Here is a 16,076-nt window from a genome sequence, read left to right on the forward strand (position 1 = left end):
TTAATTGTGAGATGTGGTACATTCTATCTTCATATAGCTTTCCTCTTCATACCTCAACTAATGAAATTAGAAGCATCAACTCCCTTCTGCAAGCAAGCAGCAATAACAGTGTTCATCATTAGAAATGCAATTGTCATTGGGCCAACGCCTCCGGGTACTGGGGTAATAGCTTTGACTTTCCCTTTTATTCCCTCAAAGTCAACATCACCTACAAGCTCTCCTACATTAACACTATTTATGCCAACATCGATCACTATTGCACCTTTCTTTATCCAGTCTGCTTGAACAAAATTTGGCTTTCCGACTGCTGCAACTACTATATCCGCTTTAGAGCAATATTCAGCTAAATCTTTACTCTGTGAGTGCAAGATGGTAGCAGTGCAATTTTCCTGCAGCAATAGGTGAAACATTGGCTTGCCCACGATATTTGACCTACCAATCACCACTGCGTTTTTACCGGAAAGGTTCTCTTCAATTGATTTAATTAAATGCAAAGAACCTTTAGGAGTGCAAGGTATAAGGCAGTTTTTTTCACCTTTAACTAATCTACCAACGTTTTCATCGTGGAAGCCATCTACATCTTTTTCAATACTTACTGCGTTAATTACTCTGCTTGCACTAATATGATTTGGTAAAGGCAACTGTACTAAAATGCCATGCACAGATCGATCTTCATTTAACTCATTGATTTTTTCAATCAATTCATCTTCTGAAATATTATTAGGCAAAACAATGGTCTCAGAACTTATGCCTATTGATTCTGCTTTTTTCTGTTTGTTGCGAACATAAACCTGACTTGCTGGATTGCTGCCCACGAGAATTACTTTCAGGCAAGGAAAAATGTTATACTCTCTCTTTAAAATATCAATTTTTTGTGATAGCCTCTCACATAGGTCGTTTGCTATTTTTTTACCATCAATAATAATTGTCACTTCCTTGCCACTCCTTAAAGTCAGGTAATTTGATATCAAATAAATCCAATACTTTGCCAACAGAATGATTAATAATATCATCCAACGATTTTGGTTTAATATAGAAAGCAGGCACTGGTGGAGCAATTATTGCTCCCATCTCCGTTAATTTTAACATATTTTGTAAATGCCCAAGATGTAGTGGTGACTCTCGCACCATAAGAATTAATTTTCTTCTTTCTTTTAGCGTTACATCTGCAGCCCTTGTCAATAGATTGGAAGTAACACCTGATGCAATTTCAGACATTGTCTTCATAGAGCATGGTGCTACAATCATTCCTGAGGTTTTAAATGAGCCACTTGCTATTTTTTCTCCTATTTTTTCTTCAGAATAGTAAAAATCTGCAAGTGATGTAATATCTTCAAGTTTTTCTTTAATCTCATGAGCTAGAGTTATTTTTCCAGCACGACTTATCACTAAATGAGTTTCATAACCAAATTTGCAGCGCGTGACGCTGGAATCTATATTTCTTTTTCCCTGGATCCCAGTGTCAGCTACTCGGATGACAGGGATAAGAGATATACTAATATTTCTTAACGCCTCTAAAATACGTACACCGTAAATAGAACCAGATGCTCCACTTATTCCAATTACAATTCTGCTATTCACTTAACTCTTCTTCGTAGCTCATTCCCAATGCACGTTTATAGGTATCAAGCAATATTTCCTGTTCCTCTCTGTCATCATCATCCATCTTCCTCAGCCTAATAATTTGTTTCATCACTTTTATATCCCAACCTTCATCTGCGGCTTTTACATATACATCACGAATGTGATCTTGCACATCCCTCTTTTCTTGTTCAAGTTTTTCGATTCTCTCTATGTAACCCTTCAACTCTTCAGCCGTTATTTTTACTGTATCTTCCATGAAACTCCACTAATTAATTGCTGCTACTAGTATTACCAGTTTTTACTTGCACTTCAACAACAGTAATAATATTTTTATCTTTTTTTAAAATCTTAAAGCGAAAACCATACATGGAAAACTCCTCGCCTTTGTCAGGAATGCGCTCTATTTCATTCACAATCATACCTGCTAGAGTTGTAGCTTCTTCATCAGGGAGATTCCAGTGTAACTGCCTGTTAATGTCCCTAATAGTAGATTTTCCTTCTATGTGATACATATTGTCAGATATTTTCTTTATGAAATTCTCCATGATCAAATCATGTTCATCCGAAATTTCTCCAACTATTTCTTCCAGTATGTCCTCAAGAGTTACAATTCCCTGCAGTGCTCCATACTCATCAATAACAAATGCAAGGTGTTTCCTGTTCTTACGGAAGTTATGAAGTTGCACGCTGAGCGGTGTACTTTCTGGTATAAACCAAGGCTTTGACATAACTTGGGTAATGTCAACTTCTTCCGCTTTATTATTCTTTTCACGCAAGGCATTTATTAGACCCTTCACGTGAATTACACCGATAATATCATCTGGTTCTTTTTGCCATAAAGGTATCCTACTATGACTGCTAGTTAAAATTTCCCTTATTAACTCTTCTTTACTTCGATTTATATCAAGAGAAAATAAATTTCTTCTATGGGTCATAATTTGTGATATTTCTGTCTCAGCCAAATCAAGTATGCTGCTTAGCATATCTAAATCCTGTTGTAACATAGTTCCTTCACTGCGGTGAAGAGTAATCATATTACGCATTGCATCCGCTGCAGATATTACTTCCTTATCTTTATGCAGCCCACATAATTTCAGGATGAGGTTAACAATAAATTGAATACCTAGCGTCAATGGAGAAAAAATCTTTACAAAAAACAATACAAAATAAGCAGAAAATGATGCAAATTTTTCAGGATTTTGAATAGCATAAGTTTTTGGTAGAACTTCGCAGAATAATAAAATACAAAATGTCATTATAATTGTTGATAGGAGAATGCCTTCATTTCCAAAAAGATTGATAAATATTGCTGTAAATAAAGCAGAGCAAGTAATATTAATAATTGTATTGCCGAGCAATACTGTTCCTATTGTCAATTCTTTCTTATTTAATAAGCGGCCTATTATCCTGGCTCTTTTGTTACCGTCTAGCTTTAGCTTATTAACTCGAGAACGGCTAATTGAGGTTAAGCCTATTTCTGCTCCTGAGAACAAAAACGATAAAATTAACAAAATAAAAATTGCTGATGATACTAAGACCAATAACCAATCCATTAAAGTACGATGTTATTGTGATAAAAAATAAAATTAATTTTATATGTTATGAGAGGTATTTGCAAGCCTGAATTTATATTGCCAAATTTTATATATCTTTAATCTTAAAAAACAAATCATAAAGCATATTACACGCTGCGTTCACATTCTCATCCTCAATGATAAGTGGTGGGGTTATCCTTACTACTTTGTTGTTTGAAACCCTAGTTATTATTAAACCTTTATCAAGAGATCGACTAATAACTTTATCAGCTACAGGAGTTGCTAGTTCTATTCCCATTAGTAACCCTTCTCCACGAACTTCTGAAATCATCTCAGGAAATTCTTTAGCTAAAGGCAACAGCTTTTCTTTTAAATATTTACTAATTCTCTTAACATGATCAAAAAAGCCTTCTTTTAGCATTATATCGAGCACTGCATTACCAACAGTCATGGCAAGTGGATTGCCACCATAGGTTGATCCATGAGTTCCTGGAGTGATTGCTTCTGCTATGTAATCTTTTACTAAACATGCAGCTAGAGGAAAACCGTTACCCATAGCTTTTGCACAGGTTAGCATATCAGGTTCAATGCCGACATTTTGATAATAAAATAAAGAACCGATGCGTCCATATCCGCATTGCACTTCATCAAAGCACAAAATTATCCCTTGAGCTTTTGTTATTTTCCTTACTTTTTGAAGATATTCTACGTCTAGTGGATATACTCCGCCTTCGCTTTGTATGGGCTCTAAAAACACAGCAGCTGTTTCATTGCTGATTTTTTTCTCCAAAGCTTTAATGTCATTTCTTGGCACTTTATCAAAACCAGAAAGAAGCGGAGCAAAACCTTCGCGTGATTTTTCACTGCTTCCAGCAGAAATTGCAGCAATACTGCGGCCATGAAACCCTCCTTCAATTGTAACAATACGATTACGTTTTGCTTGCCTTTTTGAATAAAAGTAACGACGAATAAACTTAATTGCAGCTTCTGTTGCTTCAAGCCCACTTGAGCAGAAAAAAAACTTTATCTGCAAAAGTAAGGGTTGTTAAACGGTCAGCAAGCCTTTCTTGCTCGGGAATAGTGAAAATGTTAGAGCAGTGCCATAGTGAGCTCAATTGCTCTTTCAGTTTGTCTGTAATGTATGGATGACAATGCCCTAAAGAAGTTGTAGAAATACCTGCAGCAAAATCTAAATATTTTTTACCATCTTTGTCAAAAAGATATGCCCCTTCTCCCCTAACTATAGGAGTGTCAAGTCTATTGTACGCATTAACAACATGATCCATTTTATAAGTATTGTGGTATTATCTGTATTATACCTGAAATGAATCCATTAACACAAAGCTTTTCCTTTAACCTCTTATGCTACCTCAACTAAAAATTTGGCTAATGCAAACCTTTTTTGTCATTCTATAGCTAAAGTGACTTAGTTTTACCAACACTTATTAGCATTGTAAAAGTTTTTGTTTCTATTGAATGACAGTTGTAGCCTATGCAGGAAGTCTATTGACTTTGAGCGCACTTTAGCCTATACAATTTTAATATCTTAAACTACTGGACATGCCCGATCTAAAGACAATGATGTTAAATTTTGGCCCTCAGCACCCCAGCTGCACATGGAGTGTTGCGCCTTGTTTTAGAGATGGACGGCGAAGTGGTTGAGAGAGCTGATCCTCATATTGGACTTTTGCATCGTGGTACTGAAAAATTAATAGAACATAAAACGTATCTTCAAGCTTTGCCTTATTTTGATCGCCTTGACTATGTGTCACCAATGTCACAAGAGCATGCGTATTCACTATGTGTAGAGGAATTGTTGCAATGCGAAATTCCAATTAGGGCAAAGTATTTACGTGTCTTGTTTTGTGAACTGACGAGAATACTAAATCATTTACTGAACGTTTCTTCTCAAGCGCTTGATGTTGGAGCAATGACCCCTCTTTTATGGCTCTTTGAAGAAAGAGAAAAAATACTGGAATTTTACGAAAGAGCTTCAGGCGCAAGGTTTCACGCAGCTTACATCAGACCAGGTGGAGTTGCAGCAGATGTTCCAGAAGGCTTGATTGAGGATATTGCAAAGTTTATAGAGCAATTTCCAAAGTATATAGACGATGTTGATGAACTTTTAACAGAAAATAGGATATGGAAGCAACGCACTATAGGAATCAGTGAAATATCAATTAAACAGGCACTTGACTGGGGCTTTAGTGGACCAATGCTGCGTGCTGCTGGGCTTGCTTGGGATTTGCGAAAAAGCCAGCCATATGAAATATATGATCAGCTAGATTTTGATATACCTATTGGCCAAAATGGCGATTGTTATGACCGTTATCTAGTTAGAATGGCAGAGATTAGGCAGTCTGTTAGCTTGGTGAAGCAGTGTATAGAGAAAATGCCTGGAGGCCCAATAAAAACTGAAGATAGAAAAATTTCTCCACCGCCAAGAGCAGAGATGAAAAAATCTATGGAAGCTCTGATTCACCATTTTAAACTTTACTCAGAAGGATATCACGTACCAAAAGGTGAAGCTTACACAGCTGTTGAGGCACCAAAAGGTGAGTTTGGAGTGTATATAGTTTCAGATGGTACCAATAGACCTTATAGATGCCGAATAAGAGCACCTGGCTTTGCACATTTACAAGCTTTGGATTTTATGGCAAAAGGACACATGCTTGCCGACGTTGCAGCAATTATTGGCTCACTCGATATAGTTTTTGGTGAGATTGATAGGTAATTATTGTAAAATAGTAACTCAACTAATGGTCAATACATCTTCTATTAAAAATTGTACAAATTCATTGCCATTCCAGTAATTCATAGAGATTTTACCCAAAATGGCTTTAACATTACCCTGCATGATAGCAGAGCCAAGGTGAGTATTTGCAGAGCGAAATGCAATAGCTCTTACCATAACATTATCATCAGCAATAAAACATTTTATATGGTCAACTCCTATAACTTCAGGATTTCTTATCTTTGCTCCCTGAATGATAAACCTTGGTTCAGGATTCCCAACTCCAAATGGTCCCAAGCGTTGCAGTTGGTTCCACAGAGATAAGTTTATTGCTTTAGCAGTTACTATACTATCAGCTTTTAAAGTTTTCTCATTTATAGAGTTTGAAAATCTTTCAGTAAAAAAATCATGCAAATCATTTATTTTGTCTTCTTTAATTGAAAATCCTGCCGCCATACTATGGCCACCACCTTCAATAATTAAATTTGTAAACTTTGCGGAAAGGACTGCAGCACCGATATCAACTCCCAAAATTGATCTACAGCTTGTTTTTCCTATTCCATTGTTTAAAGACATCACTATTGTTGGTAAGTGAAACTGCTCCTTTAGCCTCGATGCAATTATACCGATTATTCCCTGGTGCCAGTTGCCGCTTACCATTATAAAATTTACACCTAATTGGGCAAATTTTTCCGCTTGTGCTGTAGCTTCTAAGAGAGCCTCATTTTCTAACACTTTCCTTGCATTATTCAAATCTATTAATTTTAGCGCGATTGAATGTGCCTCTTCATCATCATCGGTGGAAAGCAACCTTGCACCGAGCGATGCTTCTCCAATTCTTCCTCCAGCATTTATGCATGGCCCAATACTAAACCCTAATCGTGAAACACTTGGTTTTTCAAGGATCCCTAAAGCATCAAATAAAACACGCAAGCCAACGTTTTTTCTTGCTGACATAACTTTTAATCCTTGTGAGACAAATGCTCTATTGAGGCCTGTAATCTGCATAACATCGCAAACAGTTCCAAGGGCAACTAAATCCAGCAGATCAAATAAATCTGGTTCTTTTTTGTTGGTAAAAAATCCTTGCTCACGTAGGCTTTTATTAAGAGCAATAATCAGCAGAAATGACACTCCAACTGCTGCAAGGTTAGTATAAGGAGAGCTTTCATCAAGGCGGTTTGGGTTAACAACTGCTACGGCGCTTGGTAACTTTTCCGTACCAAGATGATGATCGACAACTATAATATCAAGACCAAAGACCTTTGCATCTTCTATTGGTTGATATGCAAGCGTACCGCAATCAACGGAAATACAAAAATCGATCCCGTTTTTTTTAAGTTGTAATAAAGCATCTGTGTTTAATCCATAGCCCTCATCAACACGATCTGGAATGTAGATTATAGAGTGTATATCGATTGCTCTCAGGTACCTGTTAATCAATGCTGACGACGTTGCACCATCAACATCATAGTCACCAAATATTGCAATGTTTTCATTATTTTTTATTGCCCGTATTATACGAGAAACAGCTTTATCCATATCAAGAAGGTGAAAGGGATCTGGTAATAGCGATCTGATTAGTGGATATAAGAAGTCGCTCGCATTTTCTATGTTAACACCACGAGTAACCAATATTCTTGCTAGTACTTCTGGCAACTCAAATCTCTGTATAAGAGTTAAGATTTCCCTTTGATCTGCTTCTTGCAACTTCCACAATGCATTTGTTATGCTGCGCTTTTCAATTTCAAGTAGCATATTCTTTGTAAATAAAACTACTTTACCAGAACTTTTAAACTTGTTCTATAATTGTATTAGATGCACAGTTCCAGAGTGTGATGGTATGATAAAATGTGAGAAAAAAATACCATCAAGGGAGGAATTATGGGACAAGTATTACATGGGTGCGCCAGAATAACAGAGACAATTCGTAGAGCAATACAAAATAGTAAAGAGAGCATAGCAAAAACTCTCCAAGTGTTATAACCTTAAACCAAAAACTATTATTAAGTGGAGAAAACGCTCATTTACCAAAGATGCTGGTATGGGTCCAAAGCATCCAAGATCAACTGTTTTAACTTTAGAAGAGGAGGCTATAATTGTTGCATTTCGTAAGCATACTCTATTGCCATTAGATGAATGTCTCTACGCTTTGCAAACCTCAATCCCACATTTGAGTCGCTCCAGCTTACATCGTTGTTTACAAAGGCACAACATTAGCAGACTACCAGATGTCGATGGTGAAGTTAAATCAAGAAAGAAATTCAAACAATATCCTATAGGCTATTTCCATATTGATATCGCAGAAGTTAGAACAGAAGAAGGAAAGCTGTATTTGTTTGTTGCAATAGATAGAACATCCAAATTCACCTACGTTGAGTTGCACAAAAGTGCTACAAAACCCATAGCTGCTGAGTTTTTAGGTAATCTAATTAGAATTTTACCGTATAAAATCCACACTATTTTTACAGATAATGGCATACAATTTACAAATCAGAAGCGCCATAAATACGCCTTCCAACACATATTTGATAGAGTTTGTGAAGAAAATAACATTGAACATCGTCTGACAAAAGTTAGCCATTATTGGACAAATGGACAAGTTGAACGTATGAATAAAACTTTAAAGAATGCTACAGTTAAGAAATATTACTATCGTTCGCATCAGCAACTTAAGGAGTATCTTTATGACTTTGTTATGGCCTACAATTATGCAAAGAGACTCAAAGCTCTTAGGGGTCTTACACCTTTTGAATTTATATGTTCTCAGTTGACAAAGTCTCCTGAATTATTTATAATAGATCCACACCATCACACTCTGGAACCATACATCTTATACTCTACCTTAATTCTAGTTTCCGGACAACCTCTATCTCTACAAAAACTATATTTTTCTTCAGAAGAGAGTTATATTGTAACTATGGACAAAATAATCATAAAAAAATTTGGTGGGACTTCGCTAACTGATTTAAACCGAGTTGCAAATTTGATAAAAAACGATATTGAGAAAGGTTGTAATGTAATCGTTGTTGTATCTGCTGTTGCAGGATTTACTGACCAAATGGCTTTTCAGGCTAGGCAAATCTCAAATTTAAGTTGCAGACAAGAGTTATCAGAGTATGACGTTATGCTTTCAGCAGGAGAACAAATTTCTTGCGGTCTATTAGCTATCACTCTCCAATCGATCGGAGTTAATGCTAAATCGTGGCTTGCCTGGCAGTTACCAATTGTAACTGATGATTTTTATTCTGAGTCTAAAATAAAAACAATAAAGATTGACCGTGTGAAAAGATCTTTTGCTGAGGGTTATACTGCTGCGATCATCGCTGGTTTTCAGGGTATAAATGATGATAGAATTACTACTTTTGGAAGAGGAGGCTCTGATATATCAGCAGTTGCCTTCACGGTAGCCTTTGGTGTTAGAACTTGCGAAATTTTTACTGATATTGATGGAATATATACAGCAGACCCAAGAATTGTTCCAAAGGCATGCAAGCTCAAATTTATCTCTTACGATGAAATGTTGGAAATGTCGTCATCTGGTGCTAAAATACTGCATAATCGTTCAGTACAACTTGCAATGAAGCATAACATTAAAGTGCAAGTGCTATCCACTTTTAAAGAAGTAGAAGGCACCACAGTACTACACAAAAGGGATGCACTAGAGAGATACTTAATTACTGGAATAGCTTATAGCACTAATGAAGCTCTTGTAACTTTCACTAACCTTGCAAATAACTTGCGTACTTTAAGAGATATAGTAGGGGCAAACGTTAAAATTGATATGATACATGGGTCAAGTTTTGTTATCTCCAAATTTGATATTGATTTAATGGAAAAGTTACTGAATAAGAATGAAAATTATGCTATAAACGATAATGTAGCTAAAATTTCAATAATTGGTATTGGTGTTATGTCTAACACTGAAGTGATGCACCGCACACTCAAGGTTTTAAGCGAAAAAAAGATAGAAATACTTGCTATCACAACATCCGAAATCAAAATCAGTATAATTGTTCAAAAAGAATACGTTGTAGCTTTGGTCAAAGATTTACATACTGAGTATGAGCTTGATATGCAACACTAGGATAGGCTCGACGTCCACAACTGTACGAACATTGCAATTTGGGCCTACCAGGAGGGTGTCATTCTCCTGTCATCCAAGTAGCTGACACTGGTTCCTTTATGACGGTGTCATCCCAGTGCCCAGACACTGGGATGGCTTTGTTGCATTGCTCAAGTGAAAAGAACTGGCAGTTACTGACAAAATTCATTATAAATAGCCATTTAACTGTTGAAGAAAAAATATGCCACAAAAAATGAGAGTCAGTAACTGCCATGAATATAACAAATTTCTCCAAGAAAGAGGAAGCATTTTTTGTTATATCAATGAAGCCATAGAAAATTGGTACGAGAATTGTCCAAAAATGCAGGGCGGCAACTATATTTATAGTGATAAAGTTGTGATTTTGGTGCATATAATCGTCAGTTTCTTTAGAATTGGTTTAAGACAAACAGTCGGGTTTATAAAAGGGTATTTGCAACAAATAGGAAGAGATTTGGCAGTTATCAGCTATTCACAAGCATCAAGAAGGTTTAAGAAACTTAATATTAAGATAAATGATTGCAGAATTGATAAAAATAATATGGAAGATATCGAAATTGCTATAGACAGTACAGGAATTAGTATATACAACAACACACAGCAAGGAAAATAGCACTGACAGAAAATATCGTGGCTATGAGCAAACGAGAAAATTGCACGTAATGTTGAATATAAACAACAAAAAAGCCATAGCTGTAAAATACAGTAACGGTGTCTACTCTGATCACTATGGAGCTTGTGATTTGCTAAAAGAAGTTGATTTTCAGCACGCCATAAAAGCACTATATGCAGATAGAGCATGTGATAGGCACAAGTTTTATAAGTTGTGTAACGAATATGATATAAAGACAAAAATTCTACCAATAAACAATGCGGCAGAACATCCAGAAATAGATTATATGTCTGATAGGAATGCTGCTATTAGGTTAATAAAATTATACGGTGAAGATGGCATGAAAGAATGGAAAAAAGAAGTAAATTATGGGAAAAGATCTTATATTGAAGGGTTTTTCTCAAGATTAAAGCAAATATTCGGATTTAGTTTTAGGAATAAATCTGAGATAAATCGAGAAAAAGAACTGCTAATCAAATGCTATTTGCTTAATAAATTCACTGATATTGGTATGGCTAAATTTGAGATAGTTACATGAATTTACCATAAATCACCATCTCATAAAGTGTGATGCAACAAAGCTATCCCAGTGTCAGCTACTCGGATGACATCTTTCAACATTATATCATGGACAAAATAAACTTTCTAAAATTCATTGAACTGTGCTTTCAAACGGTAGTGCCGGGGTGTGAGTATAATGATTATCAGTATATAAAAGTCATAGCAGATAGACTTGAAGCGGCAAATGTTGGCAAAATGTGTCAAGGAAGTTTTTCGTTTCTATGAGCTACTTGGCTCTCTGTTATAATGTTTGTTTGCTTGACCTAAGATCCAGGAGTATTTAAACTGAACCCTATACAGTGCTAAAAATGATAGGAAATCTAAGCGGAATAGTTGATGAAGTGCGCAGTGATCACATAATCCTGAATGTGAATGATGTTGGCTATATGGTGTATCTCTCAGCCAAAACTTTAAATGCATGTTCCATTAGAAGTAGAGTTAAATTACTTATCGAAACCTATGCAAATAACAGAGAAAATGTCGCTCAGCTATATGGTTTTATAAGCAAAGAAGAACAGCAGTGCTTGAGGTTGCTTGTTAAAGTAAGCGGTGTTAGCTATAAAACTGCAATGTCAATTTTGAGTAAATTAACTCCAGAACAGCTGTTTTTGGCAATTATGAATGAAGATAAAGTAGCACTCAAGATGAGTGGACTTGGCCTGAAACTCATAAATCGAATCATCACTGAATTAAGTGGCAAAGTGAGTAAATTAGAAATAAATAACAATAATTTTCATCCAATCAATGAAGATGCCCTTTCAGCATTGATCAATCTTGGGTATGAAAAAATGAAAGCTTATGATACGATAAAAAAAATACAAGACGAATCGTCAAATCTGGACACCAAGGATATTATTCGCATGGCGCTTAAGGAGCTCTCAACATTATGAAATCAATATCGTGCGGTAAAGAATATACTGAAGATGCGCGCAATATCAACATCAGGCCTGAGCAACTTGATGATTTTGTCGGACAAAAAGACTTAATACAAAATTTAAAAGTGTTTATAAATGCTGCAAAGACGAGAACTGAAGCTTTAGATCACGTTTTATTGTATGGTCCCCCAGGACTTGGCAAAACAACTTTAGCACAAATTGTTTCTAAAGAATTAAGGGTCAGCTTCCGCGCAACTTCTGGTCCTTTACTTAGTAAAGCTGGGGACTTGGCTGCAGTGCTTACCACTTTAAATGCAAAAGATGTTCTATTTATCGATGAAATCCATAGATTAAATCGCAGCATCGAAGAAGTTTTATATACTGCTATGGAAGATTTTTGCTTGGACATATTAGTAGGTGAAGGTCCATCTACTCGCACTTTAAGGATAGATCTACCACCATTTACGTTAATCGGAGCAACTACACGGCTTGGATTACTTTCTGCGCCACTCAGAGATCGTTTTGGCATTCCCTTGCATCTTGAGTTTTATTCTTTTGAAGAACTGGTTAATATTATAAAAAGAGGCGCAAGAGTTCTTTCTACTGAAATTGAAGAAAATGCAGCACGGGAAATTGCCTGCCGTGCACGTGGCACTCCAAGAATTGCTTTGAGATTACTCAGAAGAATAAGGGATTTTGTTGAAGTGAAAGATGATAAAAAAATCACTTATGAAGTCGCTGATTCTGTATTGCTAAAATTGGGTGTAGACAAAATGGGACTCAATAAACTTGATATGCATTATCTAAGATTTTTATTCAACACCTCAGGACATGTTGGAATTGACACCATATCTATTGCGCTATCCGAAGATGTTGGCAATATTGAAGAAACAGTAGAACCTTATTTAATCAAAATTAGTTTTGTAAAGCGCACACTAAGAGGACGCGTTCTAACCGACCAAGCAAAGGAGTATTTGAGCTTTCAACATTAAACATCATAATTTATATTGACTAATTGGCGTGGTATCTATATTCTAACATTTATATATTAAGAATAATGGAGGGTATATGTTAGGTAAGGTTAAAGAATTCCTAAAAACTATTCTATTTTTCCACAATGAGGATAAAGTTAAAGCTCCTTATGTGCCTATGGTGGAGGGACTTCTTTCTGATGATACAACTTAAAACCGGATAAGAAAAAGCCAGAAGAGCATCTTACCCTTCTAAGTAATAAAGCAAAGGAGAGCGGTAATTCTGATAAAACAAAAGGACTTCCTAGCGATTTGAGCACTCAGGATATACCTAAATCAACACCAGACAAGAATAAGCGTAAATATGTCGAGTTAGAAAGCGATGAAGAATGGAATAAGTTCTTTGCATTACAGAACAACCCTTCTACCAATACCACAAACCAGAAACCTTTTTCTCCAAAGAAAGGAGAATCTAAGTATCACGGCAAAGAGATTGTAGGCAAAATTGCTGACCAAATTAAATCAGAGATATCTGAAGGTATGAAAAATAATACCATAGGGTCCATAATGATAAAAGAAGGCAAAAGGGAAGGGAATGTTGTTTACCCTTCCGTGAGAGTTGTGTTGAATGTTAGTAAAGAAGGAGTAGATATAGCTAAACTTCTGAGTGGTAATATATGTAAAAAGTACAATGTAAAAACAATTACATTTTATCATTCTAATCAGGAAAAAAAGAGAGGGGCATGTTGCTATATTAATGATAAAGAGGAAAGAGTTTATGAAATAATTAGTGGATTATATGAAATGACTTTAAAGTGGTATGTTGATGGAAAAGAATGTAAAATTAAAATTAATATTGACAATAAGAATGGTGTAAAGCTCCTTGAAAGCAACGGTGTTACTGAGGAACAGTTACGTGCAAACAAAGAAGTAAAAGTAGGCAAGAGACGTGAACCAAAGTCTTTACATGAAGCATTAGCATCACAATTGCCACAAACACAATTGCAACAAAAAAGTTCTGAAGCAGTGAAAGTTTTTCCGCAACCTTCAACAGATGTAACAGAGAGCACAACACAAAAGCATCAAGCTCCTGCTGCTCAAATAAGTAAGTAAGAAAAAACAAAAGTAATAATTAGTATAAGTTGCTTGCATTTGCAAGTAACTTATACTCTTATAATGAGCAACATAATACTACCAAGAAATTTCTACGAGCGGCCGACCTTAACTGTAGCTGGAGAGTTATTGGGAAAAGTCCTCAAATTTTCTAACTTTAGTGGAATAATAACCGAAGTTGAAGTCTATATAGGAATGAATGACCCAGCTTGTCACGCGGCAAGAGGCTATACTAACCGAACCTCAGTAATGTTTGGTATGCCGGGGTTTTCATACGTGTATTTTATATATGGAATGTATTACTGTTTAAATATTGTAACAGAAGCAGAAGGGTTCCCAGCAGCAGTGTTAATACGGGGATTAAAGCTCATTGAACCGCTTGAAGCAAACTTAGGCGGACCAGGAATATTGTGCAAAAGATTAAACATTACAAAAGAACACAATAAACTGGACCTTACTATAAGCCACAAATTTTGTATTTATGAATCTCACCTCAAACCAGATTATATTTGCACTCCGAGAATCGGAATTAGTAAAGGCCAAGAGAAATTTTGGCGGTTTAAGATTTTCTAAACTTAAGATCTTGCGTAGACTACTTGCCAATCGGATAATCACCAGTGAAACAAGCATCGCAATATTGTGGTGTAGCATTGTTACGCACCTCTCCTTTAACAGCCTGATATAGTTCATCAATACTCAAGAAGGCTAGGCTATCTACTCCTATAACTTCCTTAATTTCCTCTACAGATTTATTTGCAGCAATTAAATCTTTGCACTCTGGCGTATCTATTCCATAAAAACAAGAATGCTTAATTGGTGGGCTTGAAATTTTGAGGTGAATCTCTTTTACTCCTGCATCCTTTAGCATAACTATTATATTTCTGAGCGTACTACCACGCACTATACTATCATCTATTAAAATTATGTTTTTACCTTTCAAAGTGTGCTTATTAGCATTGAATTTTAATTTTATTCTAACTTTACGTACTTCAGCGGTTGGTTGTATAAAAGTTCTTCCTATGTAATGATTACGAATTATCCCCAGTTCCATAGGTAATCCTGAATGCTTTGCATATCCAATAGCTGCAGGTATTCCAGAATCAGGTATTGGTACAACCATATTTACATTGTTTTTTGGTGGGCTCTCTTCTGCAAGTATTCTTCCTATTTCTTTTCTTATATCATATATGGACCTATTCTCCATTATGCTGTCTGGTCTCGAAAAGTAAACGTATTCAAAAATACAAAAACTTGATTTTTGCTGTGGGAAAGGAAACATTGAGGCTAGGTTACTATCCGAACTGATGGTAACTAATTCGCCTGGTTCTATTTCTCTAACAAACTCTGCATTTATTATATCAAGAGCACAAGTTTCAGATGCAAGAACGTAAGAACCGTTTAACTTTCCTAAAACAAGAGGCCTGATTCCAGATGGATCACGTACTCCAATAACTACTTCTTGATTGATTGCCACAAAAGAATAAGCACCTTGTATTTGCTTTAATGCATATATAAAACTCTCTAAAAAGCTATCTTTTTCACCGCTTGCTGTCAGATGCACTACTACTTCTGTATCAATATCTGACTGAAAAACGCACTCTTGTTTAATTAATTGTTCGCGTATCGGAGAAATATTAATTAAATTACCATTATGTGCTATGGCAAAATCCCCAAATTTGCCACTTTTGCCAAGCATGGGCTGCACTCCAAATTTACTACCACTTGTTGAGTATCGAACGTGACCTATTGCACAATCTCCAGGTAAGGATTTCTTTATTTCATCTATATCATCAAATACGCTGCTCACTTGACCTTGAAAGTGATAAGAGTGCAGCTTATCGTTGTTACTGGTTACTACGCCAAAAGACTCTTGACCTCTATGCTGCAAAGCGTGGAGAGCAAGTATAGAGTTAAATGCAGCATCGTTATTGCAGCTTATACCAAATACTCCACATTCTTCACGCATTTCATCTAGCATAAAAACT

The 16,076-nt window shown here is 35.9% G+C and carries 11 protein-coding genes and 5 pseudogenes; 9 read left to right on the forward strand and 7 right to left on the reverse strand.

The genetic code is table 11. The annotated features are described in order from the left end of the window. Window positions 1-53: 53 nt before the first annotated feature. From folD to OM966_RS03760, 5 genes and pseudogenes are all read right to left on the reverse strand, one after another. Window positions 54-932, reverse strand: a complete 879-nt coding sequence (folD, locus tag OM966_RS03740; protein WP_264328860.1) for a bifunctional methylenetetrahydrofolate dehydrogenase/methenyltetrahydrofolate cyclohydrolase FolD — start codon at window positions 930-932, stop codon at window positions 54-56. After that, complete coding sequence (locus OM966_RS03745; protein ID WP_264328861.1) at window positions 916-1,581, reverse strand: UbiX family flavin prenyltransferase; 666 nt, start codon at window positions 1,579-1,581, stop codon at window positions 916-918. Before OM966_RS03745 ends, folD begins: the two co-directional genes overlap by 17 nt. After that, complete coding sequence (locus OM966_RS03750; protein WP_064125346.1) at window positions 1,574-1,840, reverse strand: DUF2312 domain-containing protein; 267 nt, start codon at window positions 1,838-1,840, stop codon at window positions 1,574-1,576. The genes OM966_RS03745 and OM966_RS03750 overlap by 8 nt, the downstream gene beginning before the upstream one ends. A gap of 13 nt (window positions 1,841-1,853) precedes the next feature. Beyond that, window positions 1,854-3,137, reverse strand: a complete 1,284-nt coding sequence (locus OM966_RS03755) for an HlyC/CorC family transporter (protein WP_264328862.1) — start codon at window positions 3,135-3,137, stop codon at window positions 1,854-1,856. 88 nt (window positions 3,138-3,225) lie between these two features. Further along, a pseudogene (locus OM966_RS03760) lies at window positions 3,226-4,405 on the reverse strand (acetylornithine transaminase). A gap of 274 nt (window positions 4,406-4,679) precedes the next feature. Between OM966_RS03760 and OM966_RS03770 the strand changes: the two are divergent. Next, window positions 4,680-5,853: pseudogene (locus OM966_RS03770) on the forward strand (NADH-quinone oxidoreductase subunit D). Between the two features lie 18 nt (window positions 5,854-5,871). Here OM966_RS03770 and recJ read toward each other — a convergent pair. Continuing rightward, window positions 5,872-7,611, reverse strand: coding sequence for a single-stranded-DNA-specific exonuclease RecJ (recJ, locus tag OM966_RS03775; protein WP_264328865.1), 1,740 nt, complete (start codon window positions 7,609-7,611; stop codon window positions 5,872-5,874). A gap of 126 nt (window positions 7,612-7,737) precedes the next feature. Between recJ and OM966_RS03780 the strand changes: the two are divergent. The 8 genes and pseudogenes from OM966_RS03780 to OM966_RS03820 all read left to right on the forward strand — a co-directional run. Then, a pseudogene (locus OM966_RS03780) lies at window positions 7,738-8,683 on the forward strand (IS481 family transposase); the annotation flags it as partial. A gap of 150 nt (window positions 8,684-8,833) precedes the next feature. Next, window positions 8,834-9,940, forward strand: a pseudogene (locus OM966_RS03785) (aspartate kinase); the annotation flags it as partial. A gap of 220 nt (window positions 9,941-10,160) precedes the next feature. Next, window positions 10,161-11,109 (forward strand): annotated as a pseudogene (locus OM966_RS07555) (IS5 family transposase). A gap of 32 nt (window positions 11,110-11,141) precedes the next feature. Then, the gene (locus OM966_RS03800) at window positions 11,142-11,357 is read left to right on the forward strand and encodes a hypothetical protein (RefSeq protein ID WP_264328867.1); all 216 of its coding nucleotides are present in this window, start codon (window positions 11,142-11,144) and stop codon (window positions 11,355-11,357) included. An 83-nt stretch (window positions 11,358-11,440) separates the two neighbouring features. Continuing rightward, the gene (gene ruvA, locus OM966_RS03805) at window positions 11,441-12,022 is read left to right on the forward strand and encodes a Holliday junction branch migration protein RuvA (protein WP_264329041.1); all 582 of its coding nucleotides are present in this window, start codon (window positions 11,441-11,443) and stop codon (window positions 12,020-12,022) included. After that, entirely contained in the window at window positions 12,019-12,999 is a 981-nt protein-coding gene (ruvB, locus tag OM966_RS03810; protein ID WP_264328868.1) for a Holliday junction branch migration DNA helicase RuvB, read from the forward strand. The genes ruvA and ruvB overlap by 4 nt, the downstream gene beginning before the upstream one ends. Before the next feature lie 291 nt (window positions 13,000-13,290). Next, on the forward strand, window positions 13,291-14,091 hold the full coding sequence (locus tag OM966_RS03815) for a hypothetical protein (RefSeq protein WP_264328869.1): 801 nt from the start codon (window positions 13,291-13,293) through the stop codon (window positions 14,089-14,091). Between the two features lie 63 nt (window positions 14,092-14,154). Further along, on the forward strand, window positions 14,155-14,664 hold the full coding sequence (locus OM966_RS03820) for a DNA-3-methyladenine glycosylase (RefSeq protein ID WP_264328870.1): 510 nt from the start codon (window positions 14,155-14,157) through the stop codon (window positions 14,662-14,664). A 19-nt stretch (window positions 14,665-14,683) separates the two neighbouring features. Here OM966_RS03820 and purF read toward each other — a convergent pair whose 3' ends face one another. After that, the gene (gene purF, locus OM966_RS03825) at window positions 14,684-16,069 is read right to left on the reverse strand and encodes an amidophosphoribosyltransferase (protein WP_264328871.1); all 1,386 of its coding nucleotides are present in this window, start codon (window positions 16,067-16,069) and stop codon (window positions 14,684-14,686) included. Window positions 16,070-16,076: the final 7 nt, after the last annotated feature.

It is taken from the genome of Wolbachia endosymbiont (group A) of Andrena hattorfiana, from assembly GCF_947179565.1.
GTDB lineage: Bacteria > Pseudomonadota > Alphaproteobacteria > Rickettsiales > Anaplasmataceae > Wolbachia.